The organism is Puia sp., from assembly GCF_036500295.1.
GTDB lineage: Bacteria > Bacteroidota > Bacteroidia > Chitinophagales > Chitinophagaceae > Puia.
Window position 1 is genome coordinate 202078 of the sequence record NZ_DASYCH010000125.1, and the last position, 14551, is coordinate 216628.

The 14551-nt window shown below is 57.1% G+C and carries 8 protein-coding genes; all 8 read left to right on the forward strand.

The window, feature by feature from the left end:
* Positions 1 to 16 precede the first annotated feature (16 nt).
* Genes VGM48_RS23530 through VGM48_RS23565 form a run of 8 tightly spaced genes read left to right on the forward strand, consistent with a single transcriptional unit; the run spans position 17 to position 14551 of the window.
* Positions 17 to 475 (forward strand): phage tail protein, encoded by a 459-nt coding sequence (locus VGM48_RS23530; protein WP_331583165.1) that lies wholly within the window; start codon positions 17 to 19, stop codon positions 473 to 475.
* Between the two features lies 1 nt (position 476).
* On the forward strand, positions 477 to 935 hold the full coding sequence (locus tag VGM48_RS23535) for a phage tail protein (RefSeq protein ID WP_331583167.1): 459 nt from the start codon (positions 477 to 479) through the stop codon (positions 933 to 935).
* Positions 936 to 938: 3 nt separating this feature from the next.
* Positions 939 to 1115: a DUF5908 family protein gene (locus VGM48_RS23540; protein WP_331583169.1), complete on the forward strand. Its 177-nt coding sequence runs from the start codon at positions 939 to 941 to the stop codon at positions 1113 to 1115.
* Positions 1105 to 1818 carry a hypothetical protein gene (locus tag VGM48_RS23545; RefSeq protein WP_331583171.1) on the forward strand — a complete coding sequence of 238 codons (714 nt, stop codon included), beginning with the start codon at positions 1105 to 1107 and terminating at the stop codon, positions 1816 to 1818. The genes VGM48_RS23540 and VGM48_RS23545 overlap by 11 nt, the downstream gene beginning before the upstream one ends.
* Positions 1818 to 3557 (forward strand): type VI secretion system tip protein VgrG, encoded by a 1740-nt coding sequence (vgrG, locus tag VGM48_RS23550; protein WP_331583173.1) that lies wholly within the window; start codon positions 1818 to 1820, stop codon positions 3555 to 3557. The genes VGM48_RS23545 and vgrG overlap by 1 nt, the downstream gene beginning before the upstream one ends.
* 34 nt (positions 3558 to 3591) lie before the next feature.
* On the forward strand, positions 3592 to 4020 hold the full coding sequence (locus VGM48_RS23555) for a GPW/gp25 family protein (protein ID WP_331583175.1): 429 nt from the start codon (positions 3592 to 3594) through the stop codon (positions 4018 to 4020).
* Between the two features lie 11 nt (positions 4021 to 4031).
* Positions 4032 to 8285 (forward strand): hypothetical protein, encoded by a 4254-nt coding sequence (locus tag VGM48_RS23560; RefSeq protein ID WP_331583177.1) that lies wholly within the window; start codon positions 4032 to 4034, stop codon positions 8283 to 8285.
* The gene (locus VGM48_RS23565; protein ID WP_331583179.1) at positions 8282 to 14551 is read left to right on the forward strand and encodes a hypothetical protein; all 6270 of its coding nucleotides are present in this window, start codon (positions 8282 to 8284) and stop codon (positions 14549 to 14551) included. Before VGM48_RS23560 ends, VGM48_RS23565 begins: the two co-directional genes overlap by 4 nt.

Consider the following 14551-nt stretch of genomic DNA (forward strand, 5'->3'; position numbering starts at 1 on the left):
CACAAAATCTATTACAATGGCAGATCCTACAAAGACATATCCCCTCCCGAAGTTCCATTTCCAGGTATCCTGGGGCAAGACGCGGATGGGTTTCACCGAAGTCACCGGGCTCGATTTCGAAACGGAGGTGATCGAATACCGCGAAGGCAACAGCAAGTTGTACAACAAACTGAAACAGCCGGGCCTTACCAAATACAGTAATGTCACCCTGAAGCGGGGGACCTTCCTCGGCGATTTCGACTATTACGAGCTGTGGAAGCAAACTTATTTCTTCCAGGAATCGAGTGCCCAGTTTCGCACAAATGTGGTCATCCAATTAATGGACGAGCAGCACAAGCCGATCATCACCTGGAGCCTGGCCAATGCCTGGCCGACAAAGATCCAGGCCACGGACCTGAAGGCGGATGCCAACGAGGTGGCGATCGAAACGATGGAGCTGGTTCATGAGGGCTTAACGATAACGGAGGCGCCGTAATATGTCCAGCACAACCTATCAGACCGTCAATTTTCATTTCAAGGTGCAGTTCGACTTCGATACGGACGGCAACAGCATCGACGTGAGCTTTCAGTCGGTGACAGGGCTCGATTCCACGCTGGAAACCGAGACGGTGCGGGAGGGCGGTGAGAACCGGTTCACGCATGTACTGCCGGTGCGCCGGAAGTTCGGTCCGCTGGTGCTGAAGCGGGGACTGCTGATGCCGGAGGATTCGATGCTCACGCAGTATTTCAAACTGGCGTTTGAGAACGACACGTTCACGCCGTTTAAGCTGGTGACCATTCACCTGCTGGACGAGACGCATCAGAGCCTCATGCACTGGGAGATCAACAATGCCTGGCCGCTGAACTGGAAGATAGGGGAGCTGAACGCCATGGAGGGAGCCGTCCTTATCGAAACCCTCGAATTAAACTATAACCGACTCATTTTTAATTCCTGATGTATGCCCATCGAAGTACGAGAACTGGTCATAAAGGCAACGGTCGAACAGGAGAACGGCTCGCCGAACAAGCCTGCGCCGCCTCCTGATCACAACAACGCGATCGGCCCCAATGAGGGGCTTATCCAGGCCTGTATCGACAAGCTGACTGAAATCTTAAAGACCCGCTATGAGCGTTAGCCCCTCTCCAAGCGACAGCGCGCTGTCCAAAATGGTGATCCATTCCTTTTCCGACAAGGACTTCCAGCAGGAGGAGAAGGACAAGCTGTTCACGGTGCCGATCAACCCGGAGTCGTTTACCCGTAACTACAAGGTAGACCTGGACAACCGGACGGGCCATGGCCAGCCCGGCACCCAGCCCGGATATAAGTCCACGAGCCCCGAGGAACTGAAGATCGACTTCATCCTCGATGGAACGGGGACCGTGGAAGGGTATCCAGCCCAATATGACGGGATGTCGGTGCATGACCAGCTGTCCGCGTTTCTGACCTGTATCGGGTTCAACGGGGACATCCACCGGCCGAATTTCGTGATCGTCATCTGGGGATCGGAGATCCGGTTCCCCGGTACGGTGTCGAACGTCGACCTGAGCCACACGCTTTTCCTGCCTAACGGCACGCCATTGCGGGTAAAGGTGAGCGTTACCTTCGTCCGATCGGAATCCGACAATGCCCGGGCGGCGGCGAACCGGATGCAATCGCCGGATCTGACACATTATCACCGGGTGCAACGGGGGGATCGCCTCGACTTACTAACCTTTTCGAAATATAACGATCCCAATTATTTCCTGCAGGTGGGGCGGGTAAACAACCTGGTCACCGTGCGCAAGATCGCCCCGCCGCAGGAACTTTATTTCCCGCCATTCGCACAAAATGAATCGTGATGCCACAGGAACTCTTCATACCCAATACCTCGCTGCACAATGTAGTGACCTACCAGATCCTCATCAATGGCCAGGTGGCGAATCCCGTCTACGAACTGTTGTCGATGGTGATCACAAGGGAAGTGAACCGGGTACCCACGGTAACGGTCGTCTTCAAGGATGGAGACCCCTCGAACCGGACTTTTGCGTTGAGCGAGCAACCGGATTTTGCGCCGGGAGTGCCGGTGGTGATCAAACTCGGACGGGATGGGCAAAACGACCAGACCTTCAAGGGCATTGTAGTAAAGCATGCCATCCGGGTGCGGGAGAACGGCCAGAGCCAACTGCATGTAGTCTGTAAGGACGAAGCGGTGCGCATGACGGTAGGCCGGCATAGCAAGTATTACAGCAACGAAAAGGATAGTGAGCTGCTCGATACGCTGATCACCTCCTATCCCAATCTGAGCTGTCAAATGGATGACAGCAAGCTGCAATACGAAGAGCTGGTGCAACATCACTGCACCGATTGGGATTTCATGCTGCTTCGGGCCGAGGCAAACGGGATGCTGGTGAATGTCATCGACGGGGTGGTGAATATTGCCGTCCCGAAGACGGGCGCCCCGGCTGCTCTCCAGGTGGCCTTTGGCTCTTCGTTGCTGGAGTTTGAAGCGGAGATGGATGCGCGAAGCCAATGGAAGAATGTGGAGGCGCATTCCTGGGATTATCATAACCAGGCGCTGTTCAGCTCGGATTCCTCCAGCGTGGCGGGATGGTCGGAGGCCGGCAATATCGCCGCGAGCACGCTCGCCCAAACGATCAACCTCACCAATTACGAACTGCATCACAGCGGATACCTGACCGAAGCGGAATTACAATTGTGGACGCAGGGTCAGATGCTGCGCAGTCTGCTGGCGAAGATCTGCGGCCGGGCGAAATGCACCGGTTTTTCGGGGATCAAGCCGGGGGATATATTGGCAGTAAGCGGGGTCGGGGCACGGTTTAACGGAAACATCTTTGTCACGGCCGTTCGGCAGGAGGTAGGCAACGGGATGTGGGATACGCATATCCAGTTTGGGCTCGACGCTCGCCGCTATGCCGAACTCTACCGGGATATCAACGACAGCCAGGCCGCGGGTCTGGTGGGTGGGATCCGGGGTTTGCAGATTGGGATCGTGGTGAAGCTGGAGAATGATCCCGAGGGTCAGGACCGGATACAGGTCCGGCTGCCGATGGTGGACAATAATGCCGATGGCACCTGGACGCGCGTGGCTTCGCTGGATGCGGGGAACAGCCGTGGAGCCTTCTTCCGGCCGGAGATCGGCGACGAGGTGATCGTAGGATTTATCAATGACGATCCGCGGGAAGCCATCGTACTGGGGATGCTGAACAGCAGCGCCAAGCCGGCGCCGGTCACAGCTCAGGACAAGAATGACATCAAAGGGTTTACGACGAGGAGCAAGATGCATATCACCTTCGACGACGGAAAGAATACGATCACGATCGATACCCCCAATGGGAATCAGATCCTGCTTGACGACAGCGGCGGAAAGATCAGCCTTTCCGATCAGAACCAGAACTCCATCACGATGGATTCTTCGGGGATCACGATCACCAGTGCGACAGGGGATATCAATATCAATGCGACGGCGGGTAACGTCAACCTGAGTGCTGGCCTCGGGCTTACGGCAAAGGGTACGACGGCATCCCTGCAGGGAACGACGACGGCAAGCGTGCAGGCCACGACCGTTATGATCAATTAAAGAAACAGGCAACATTTCATAAACAAATTATTCTATGGCTTCTTCCAACTTCAATTCTTTCCTGGGTACCGGCTGGAAGTTCCCGCCGGTCTTCGATCCTGAACTGGGGAGCGTGAGGATGGTGAGCGATGAAGAAGATATCAGGGAGAGTCTGAACATCCTGTTGTCCACGGCGTTGGGAGAACGGGTCATGCAGCCCCGCTATGGCTGCGATCTGCAGCCCTATCTTTTCGATCCGCTGAATGCCAACCTGATCGGCTTTCTGAAGAACAGGGTGTATTATTCCATTCTTTTTTTCGAATCGAGGATCACCCTGATCAATATCGATGTCAGCGCCGGCTCGTCGACGGACAGCCTCGAAGGACGGTTTCGGATCACGGTAACCTATAGTATCACCCAGACAAACACGCGGTTCAACTACGTGTTTGATTATTTCCAGAATGAGGCGTTGCAGCCCATCTAAATCGACTTTTCATGTTCAGTTGCGATCATTTACGACATCCTTTTCAGAATGATCCCGGTACGAGCCAGGACGGGCGGGCTCCGGCCGACCTGTTGGGAGATACAACCCCGATAGACGGCCGCCAGATAGCCGATTTGCTGAACTATTTCACGGCGCTGGCGGGACAGATCAATTTTTATAATCCCGATCTCAGCGTGGGATCATGGAAACCTTTTTTCACCGGGAGCCTTCCTTTCCTGCTCAGCAGCATATCGGCTTATTCGGGCGACGCGGCGCAGGAGAAGATGGATCGGGTGGTAGGGTTATTCCAGCGGCATCCGACGCCGGAGGGACTTCAGTTACTATTTTACCAATCGTACTATACGGCCATCTTCCCGTTGCAGCAATGGTCGCTTGGCCTTGCCGGCAGCGGGCTCGATATCGAGATGAATATCCGCAAGCTGATCACAGACCGGCTTACCACCGCTGTCGCGGCTTATATCCGTCATGCGAATACCGCCGTGCATTGTTATGGCATCCAGGTACCGGCATTCGCGGAACTGCAGGCCAATGACGCCTGGGGGCTCAGCGCGGCCGATCTCACCTCGTATGACGCGGATTTTTCCTGTGGCGTACCCAGCAGACGCAGTCAGTTGCTTGCCTTGCAGGAAGCGATCAGCGCGTTGATGGGCGATCTGACGGAAGTGTTGCGGCTTGTCACCCCACAGGCCGCCGGCCCGGTGAATAACGACCTGTACTCTCTGCTCACCGGTAACGGGCAAGCCAGTACACCCCCGCATCTCGCTCTTTTATTCTCCTTTCTAAACCAATTCCTGCAGATACAGGCCGACCTCAACAGTCTGCCGAAGAAACACCTCGACTTTTTTTACCAGCAGGTGATGAAGGTTTCGCCGGCGGCATCCATTCCCGACAATGCTTATATCATTTTCGGACTCCCCAAACAAAAACCCTCCTACGTCCTCTCGGCCGGTACGAAGCTAAAGGCGGGCAAGGACAAGCTTGGGTTAGACATCGTTTTTACCGTAGCGCAGGACAGCTTTCTCACCCAGAGCCAGGTCACCGGGCTGCGGACGGTCTTCGTCAATCAGCAGCAGTCGGGTGGGCAGACCTATACGGAAGGGGTCTATATGGCGCCGGATGCGACGATGGCCGACGGCGTCGCCAAGCCGTTCAAGGACCCGGCCAATGCCGCCTGGGCTACGCTGGGCGCGAGACAAAGTTTTTATACCCCGCCGGGTTTGACGACACCCGTGAACTATCCGATGGCGCGGCTTGGGTTTATCCTTGCCTCAAAGGTATTATTGATGAAGGAAGGCAAACGAACCGTCAACATCCAGCTTTCCTGCCAGTGGCGGGGGATCTGTGATGGCGTAGCCTTCGCCACGCTTTTCGCCAAGGCACAGGAAGCTGTGGGTTCTTCCTATGTAGTGATCACGGAGGATGTGCTGGAAAAGGCCCTGGTCATGGGGATACGGCCGGCGACAAAACGCAGCCTGACCCTGTTCTATCTAACAGACCCCTGTAAACGAAGCCCCTGCGACGCGCAGAAGGTCTACCAACGGAGCCAGGCGCTGGTACAGATACCGGCCGACAAGCAGGCGCAGATCGCTTTTTGGGATAAGGAAATGAAGGCCGTCGGCGGGGTGGCTCCCTATGAGACCCAGATACTCCTGGATATCCTGACGCCTCAGTCTCTTTTCATGGTAAGCTTTAGCGGCGCGAAGGCCTGGCTGACGGCGGACAGCATCGGGATGAAGCTGACGCCCGTTGGGGATGCTTCGACCATGAGCTTCCTGTGGGAGATCGAGGCGGAGATCGCCCCGGACCAGCCGGCGGTGAGTTTTTACGACCCGTCCAAACTGGGCGAGGATTTCAATACGAAGGACCCGCTGGTGAAGATCCAGCTGAATGATATGATCAAATGGCAACTGGCGGACAGTCCCATTTCCGCGCTTTCCTGTCTCAACCAACGCGGCGATGGCTGCGGGCAGGGGATGTCGGCCTATGAGTTCTTTCGCAATATCGTGCTCGTAGCCGCGCTGAGCACGGGAGAAAGCGGCAACGTACAGACAAAGATGATGGTGTCGGTCTGCGGGGTGACGAGTCTTGTGCTGCAGAATGACGATAATGTGCTGGATGGGAATAAGAACTTTGCACCCTTTGGCACCAAACCCGCCGTCGTCGATTTCGATGTGTACCCGCTGGAACAGCCGGATAACAACAGCGAGAGCCCCAATTTCGGCAAACTCAACCTGGTAGGACCCAGTTTTCTGATCGGCAGCACGGAGATCTTCCTGAAGAAATGGACCCAGTTGAATTTGAATATCAACTGGGTCGGGAAGCCGGCCGACTTTAACGAATACTACAAGGCGTATATCCAGTTCCCGAAGGACAACAATGTCAATCTTTGCAGTCCCGGCCACCAGGTGAACCTGGCATTGCTGCACGATGGGGCTTGGTACAAAGAAGGACCGGGCAAAACGCTGCCGAACGACAGCCAGCCATCGATAAAAGACAATAACCGGAAGCTGTTTCCAAACACCGGCTGTACGTCAGGCGGCGGCGTGATCGAGATCGCCAGATCGAAACCGGGTGGCACGGCGGGCATCCCGAAGGATGCCGTGTCTACCGGCATTGCCGGATGCCCGGGCAAGGATACGACAAACACCGACGTCTTTTCCCTTCAGCCGGGAGATTTTCCCCAGCTGCCACCGCTGGACTTCGACCCCAGCTTTACCCCCTTCACGCAATTTTCGACGAGCCTGCGTAACGGGTTTATGCGGCTGACCCTCGAATACCAGGATTTCCTGCACAAGATATATCCGTGGGTGCTGACCCGGCATGTGCTCGACCAGGCGCACAAGCTGCGGGATGACGAAGAGCATTCGGCGCCGAACGAGCCATGGACGCCGCTGATCCAAAAAGGGATGTCCATCGATTACCAGGCGATGGCTACCCTGGAAGACATCAGCCTGATCCAGCTGTATCCCTTTGACGGAACCTTTAACACGGTGGATATCGCCGGGGAGCCGCCTTTGTTTGCGACGTTCTGTGATGAAGGCAATCTGTTTATCGGGCTCAGCGGTGTGGTGCCTGGAGAGAGTCTGAGCATCCTCTTCCAACTGGCCGAAGCTACCGGTGACACCGAAGACAAGGGCGGACAGTTTGACTGGAGCTTTCTCAGCAACAATGGCTGGCAGCCGCTACGGCCGGGCTTTGAGATCCTGGAGGATGAGACCAACGGGCTCACCACGACGGGCGTGGTCCGGTTTGTCTTCCCGGATTCGATCAGCAACGACAATACGATATTACCCACGGGCCAATACTGGATCAGCGCTACGATGTCGGCCAATACGGGGGCAAGCAGCCAGGCGCTGGCGGTGCTGACCCAGGCCGTGCTCGCGACTTATCTGCCTTCACCGGCAAACGATCCGCTCCGGGCCGGGACATCGATTGCATCAGGCACCATCAGCAAGCTGTTGCTACCCGATGCGTCGATCTCGAAAGTGACACAACCCTTCGACTCCTTTGGCGGCAGTGCGCCGGAAGCGGCGGGGAGCAGCTATTATCTGCGGGTCAGCGAGCGGATCCGGCATAAGGGCCGCGCCATCCAGAAATGGGACTATGAACGGATCGTGCTACAGCAGTTCCCGAAACTGTTGCGGGCAAAATGTATCAACCACAGCCAGGCCCTGGACAACCATGCCTACCGCATGGATTTCCCGGTATCGCCGGGAGACGTGGTACTGGCCGTGCTGCCGGATATCACCCAGCTCACCGTGGCGGACAACCTGCAACCGACCGTGCCGATGAGCATGCTTCTGGCGATAGAGAAATTCCTGGCCGGCAAGATCTCTCCGTGGGCGCAGCTGGTGGTGCGGAATCCCCGGTATGAGCCCGTCAATATCTGTGTGACCGTGGTGCTGGCGGAAGACGCCGATCGGAATGTGGCGGAAGATCAATTGATCGCCGACCTGCAGGATCACCTTGCACCCTGGCTCAGCGGTGACCCGTCGACCTTTCAATTCGCCAAACGGCTGTACCTGTCGGATATCATCGGCGTGGTGGAGAGCCGGGACTATGTTGCGGCGCTGGTCGGATTGATGATCGGCCGGCAGGGGGAGCCCATTGGCAGTCCTGCTTTTATCGACCCGCTGACCCCAAGGTCGATCCTGGTGGCCGGGGTTATCGAGGTGACGTTCGCCAACCCGCCGGCAGCCACTTCCAATGAATTATTCTGGAAAAAGAGATTGAAACGATCATGACAACGAATACTACCATCGATCAACTATCTATCAGCCGGACCGATTCAGGCTTCCCGGCTTACCTCGATTTCGGGAGCCTTCGAACGAATGCGATCAACTATCTGGGACCGATCACCTCGAGCTACTGGACGGATTATAATATCCATGATCCGGGGATCACGACGCTGGAAGCCTTGTTGTATGCGCTGATGGATCTTGGCTACCGCGTGAACTTCCCGATCGCCGACCTGCTGACGCCGGCGCCGAACGGAAAGAAGAATATCGACTTCTATACCCCGGCGCAGATCCTGGGCGGAAATCCTTATACGATCAATGACTACCGCAAGAAGCTGATGGACCTGACGGAGGTGAGGAATGCGTGGCTTGCGGCGGATGCAACGCCCGTAGGCATGACTTCGGCGGGCGCGGGTGCAACGCCGGTCGGCGCGGGTTCGGCGGGTTCGGGTGCGGCGGGCGTCGCCGTCCGGGGGGTATATTCTATTTTTCTCGAGCTGGAGATGGATCGCAGCGATTTTGGGACGGATCAGCAGTGGGAAGCCTATAGCGACAAGGTAGTCCGCGAGGTAAAGGGGGTATTGCAGGCGCATCGCAATCTTTGCGAGGATTTTGGAGAACCGGTTGTCCTTGACCGAAAGCCGATAACGGTGAGTGCGGATATCGAGCTCGCTGATGATGCGACGCCGGCGGAGGTGTACCGGCAGTTGGTCAAGTCCCTCTATACCTTCTTCTCGCCTGTCCCCGCCTACTATACTCTTGGACAACTGGTGCAGATGGGCATTCCGCTGGACGAGGTCTTCGCGGGCCGGCCATACGGGAAATGGCCCAGCCACGGGTTCATCCTTGACAGGGATCTGCCGGAGCGGCCCACCGGGCGGACGCCGATCTATCTCTCGGCGGTGTATCATCAACTGCTGGATATCCAGGGCGTGAAGACCGTGCGGCGGCTGTCGCTGGATACGGGTGAGCCGGCGGGAAAGGAGATGCAGCCGGTCTGGACGGCGTCGCTCATGGAAAATGTGCTACCGGTATTCGACATTGCCGGGAGTCAGTTCCGCTGGTATCGCGGCGGGCAGTTGCTGGCCGTGGATCTTGGCAGCGAGACCCGGTCCCTGCAGCAGGAGGTGATCCATGCGGGAAAAGTATTTTATCCGGCCGCCGATCTCGATGTTGCTATTCCCACGGGCCGGTGGCTCGAAGGGTTGGACCGATATTTTTCTATCCAGAACGACTACCCGCAGGTTTACGGGATCGGCCCGGGGGGCCTGCCGGGAACGGCGCCCGCCGGCCGGCAGGCGCAGGCCTTGCAACTGAAGGGATACCTGCTGCTGTTCGATCAGCTGTTGGCGGACTATCTCGCGCAGTTGGGGAATATCCAGACCTTGTTTTCCATGGGGGGAGCGATGCCTGGTGGAAGCGGGTCTTCGGATACAGGCGGATCAACGTATTTTGCGGGGGATGTATCGAGTGTGCCCGGCCTGGCGCCGTTGTTGCGCTTTCCGCCGGCGGCGGGTGCGGGGACGATGCTCGTCTATCCCGTGGATGCCGGCGTCTGGGAAGCCATCGCAGGGAAAGGGACCATCGCCTGCGGGCAGCTGGAAACGCTGACCCCCTTTACGTTTGCGGATGCCGCCGATCGCGATATCGCATTGACGCAGCTCGCGCTTCTATTCAGCATCGATACCCCAACGGTGAACTATATTCCGGTGGAAGAGAAACAGGTGGTCTATGTCCTTACGGGAGTGGGCGGCCGTTTTGTTCTTGTAAGCCAGTCGCTCTTCCCCGATATCGCTTCGGCTTCGAAGGAAGTGGCGACGGTATTGTATATCGGCGGGGCAACGGAAAATTACAATTCATCGGTGCTCACCGGAAAGGATGACAGCCTCGTCTACAGTTTTAGCCTGGTACAGACCGGCGCCTCCTACGTCAACTATGTACAGACCCTGCTCGAGAACCCGGCACAGTATACCCAGCGAAGAACGGCTTTTTTACAACACCTGATGCATCGGTTTGCCGAGTCGTTTACGGACTATGCCCTGCTGTCGGCGGGGTTTTTGTCGCCGCAGGAGATTGCCGGCCGGCAGGTAGGGCTGATGGAACAATTTCTTGGCAATTTCCCGGCGCTGAGCGGCAATCGCGGCCAGGGCTTCAACTATACAACTCCCGGCTGGAATACCACCAATACCAGCGGTCTTGAGAAAAGATTCATGGCGTTTAGCGGGATCACCGACCAACGCCGGCACTGGCTGTGCAATTTTGAGGTCGCGACGGAAGACAAACAATGCCAGGTGGCGATCTCTCTCGACGGCAGCGATTTCATGGTCTGCCCCGATCCCATTCCCGGGAAGAGTGCGTTACCCGCGGCAACGGAGTTGTTTCGAAATATGGGCAACGCGGAAAACTTTCAACTGGTTCACCGAAATGACACAGGCCGCTGGGCGATCGGCGTATTTTTTTATGGCGGTTATCAGGCTGTAACGGTAGCAGACTGGCCGGATGAGGCACAGGCAGCAACGGCGGCGGATCAGCTGGCGAAGATGCGCCAGCTGGAACCGGGAGAGGAAGACATTGCCGTAGATCAATTCGAATATCGCGCCGCGCTCTTGAATGCTGAGGGGGTGGTCGTGCGGAGCAGCGCGACCCCGTTTAATGATGAGAGCGGGGCCTGGGACGATGCCACCAAACGCGTGCATCGCATCGATGATCCGAAAAGCTGGCAGTTCGATGCGGCAAAAGACGGCGATATCGGAAAGCTGATCCGCAATGCAGCCGAGTCGGCAATGGGAGAATACCTGGATATCCGCGGATTTAACATCGCCCTGAAGCACGACATCCCTCATAAACCCGAACACTGCCGGTTTACAGTTGCCGATGCCGAAAAGACGTATCGGTTTGCTTCGGTGGAACAATATCCCACGGATACACAGGGGCGTGCCGCGGCGAATGCGTTGTTGTTCCGGATGACGGCGGAGGCCGGCTATGCCGTGTATTTTGATACCGAGACAGACCGCTATCGGATCTCGGTGCAGGAAGAGGGGAGATCGCTTGCGGTTTCGGAAGAGGAGTTTGCCGAAGAGGCGCCGGCCAGGGCAAAGGCAGGCGAGATCGCCCGGTCGCTCCGCCAGCGCTTGTATCGTCTCCAGATGACGCGGGTGCCGTTGACCTGGAAATTTAGCTTTTATACCGGAGTGCCGGGTAGATCGTTTTTTGTTTTTCATAGCGACACGGCATATAAGACGGTGGAGGAGGCGCACGCGGCGGCCGTCGATTTCTATTCGGCGGATAAAGGATGGGAGGTCAGGAAGACGGGGAATTCGTTTGCAGTGGCGAAGGTCGAGGGTAAGGAACTTGTTCTGTTGGAAGCAGAAACGCCGGCGGCAGACGAAACCGGCCTGCAGCAGTCGGTGCAGTTGAAGAATTCGATGCGGGCGATGCAGGCGGGCGATGCAGCCGTGCTGTCCAGTATGGTGCGGCCCGATACAGCATCCAAAACGGAAGGGTTCGTTTACCGGCTGACGGACAAGAACCGGCCCCGGGCTTTTCATCCGGTACTGTGGAAGACGGAAGAGGAAGCAAAGACTGTCCGTGAGACACTCATCGCCAAGGGGAGAAAGGGATATCGATATCCCGAGATCTGTCTCGGGGGCGACAATGTATATTTTAGAGCCAAGGAGAGCGGCGGCGACTGGCATTATCTTGTAAAATGCCGCAACGATTACTTCTCACAGCTCGGGCTGCCGGCAGACAGGGAGTGGACGATGTTCGAGAGCACAGCGGGTTTCCCTTCCGCAGATGCGGCGCAACAGGCATTCCAGGATCAATATCTGTCGATCCTGGAGCTGGCAATGGACAGAGTCAATTATGGCGACAAAGACCCCATCGCCTGGACCGATCACGGCAGGCGCAAGACCCTGGTCTTCGTCCCGCAAGACCTGCAGGAGGCGATGAACAAGGCGGGGCTGAATACCGCTGATGAACTGGTCAGGGCGGCGAAGGCCTACCCGATACGCCGCCAACTACATCGCTTCCTGTTTCAGCTGATCAATGAGGATACGGCAGAGACCGATTGGGAAGGCGCGGGGTCTTTTGCCGATGCGCAGGAAGCGCATGTCGCATTCGGGTTTTTCCGGATGCTGCTGAATGTGGGCGGCAACTATTTTATCGACTATGACGATGAACAATGCGGCTTCCGGCTGGGGCTGCGCGAAGTGCTGGCGGAGAGCGTCACACGATATGCATCGGTGGACACCGCCTGGCGGGCCGTCGAAGAATTTATTTCCGTTGCGCAGTCGGTGGGCGGCTTTCATCCCGAGAAAAGAAAAGACGGCAGCTGGGGCTATTTTGTCGCCGGCGCCGATACCCATGCGCAGCACCCCTGTCAATATGAAACGGGACAGGAACGGGATGCGGCCCTGCAACGGCTCTATACGGCCGCTCAGGGTTTCCCTGAGGCAGCCTGGTTTAGCGGCACCGATACGGTCTCGCTGTTGGATGTGCGGTCGGGAGAAGCGGTGGCCCGGTTTCCTTCACCGGGTAAGGGTGTCGTCGATGATACCTTTCTGGATATTGTACTCGATATGGCCGACGCGGTTTGGGCGGGACAGTTCTTCGAAGACGAGCTGGGACTTTATGTGCCGGCAGGTGGCGGGTCGGTGAAGATCAGACCGGTCGTAGCCGAAAAGAAAGACCCCGAAAAGAAGGACCCCGACAAAAGCGGGTCGGTCACGCGGGACGAATGGGAGGATCAGCTGTTGAATTATATCGCCTATTTCCCCGTGACCAGAAAGGGAACGGAATATCGAATGGAGATGAAACTGCCGGGGTTTGCGGCATTGCCGGGTCCCTGGTTTGTCGATAAAGACTGCGGCTGCTCGCCGGAGATGTCAGGTAAGGAACCCAGCTGTTTTGCCGCCTGGGTCGGCCCCGCACCTTACGCACACGCGGCGGATGCCTGGAAGGCTTTTTTAGATTTGTTGCCGTTGCTTGATGAATTGTCCTATTATCGAAGCGTGCATGGCAAACCGGGGGTGTATGGCATCGAGCTGTACAAGCCGGAAGAGATCCTGGCGTATAACCCACAGACCTATGCCTATGCAGAGATGGCGATGCTGGGGATGGGCCGGGCCAAAGACTGCATCAACAAGGAGGGTATCCAACTGGTGGAGCACCTGTTGTTACGGCCGGAGAAGGGCGCGAAGACGGCCATCCCGGTGTGCCCGCCCCCCACCCCCTTGCCCGGGTTCCTGAGCCAGCCGGGTGTCGACCCTTACTCCTTTATTATTACGGCCTTTCTCCCCGCCTGGCCGGAGCGGTTCCGCAAGAAGGAGAACCGGCAGGTGCTGGAGCGGCTGTTACAGGAGGAGACTCCGGCGCATATCCTTCTGCGCATCATTTGGTTGACGCCGATGGACCTGTGCCGGTGGGAAAGCCAATATAAAGACTGGCTGCGTTCGCTACGGCCGGAGAAGCCTTGTGCGAACTATCTGGCCGACCCCTGGGTCAGGATGCTTTTTGCCGAGCCGGTGCAGTGCCTGGCGGAGGCAACGGCCGAGGTCGGAAAAAGCGGGGACAGTGATGAATGGCTGAGCGAGGTCAACCTGCTTTACTGCTGGAAGGACCGGGAATGCGCGGATACCTCGAAATGGAATTTTGATATCCCGAATACGGGACCGACGGGCGGCGGCATTCAGTTTAAGCCCTCGCCGAATCCAACGGGCCAGACCGTGGGCGGGGATGCGAAGCGGATGATCGCCGCTGTGCCGACGACTGCGGCGGCTACGGGCGCAGGGGCGGTAGGTACGGCTGTCGGCGAGAAAGCCGCCTCGATAGTGGACAGGGTGAAAAACGTGGAATCGGATGTGGTCAATAAGGCCGAAGGGGTCGTGGACACGGTGAAGGGAGTTGCGGATAAGGCGGAGGATGTGGTGAACAAGGTACAGGATGCCACCGACAAGGTCCATGATGTTTCTAACCGGTTGAAAGAAGTGGAGAAAATTGCGAAGGATGTGATCCCTTTTGTGATAGAGGAGATCCCGGTTGTCGGGCCGGCCATCACCGCGGCAGAGCGGATCGCCGTGCGGGTCGGGCTTTGGACAAAGATCCTTCACAGGGGTGTCGATGTGCTGGAGGGATTGCTCAACCGGTTGAAAGGGCTGATCGAAAAAGCCAAACCAAAAGATCCGGCGACGAAAGACACAAGCGCCAAAGATCCGAATACGAAAGATCCGAATACGAAAGACCCGGGCACGAAAGACCCGGAAAAGAAATAA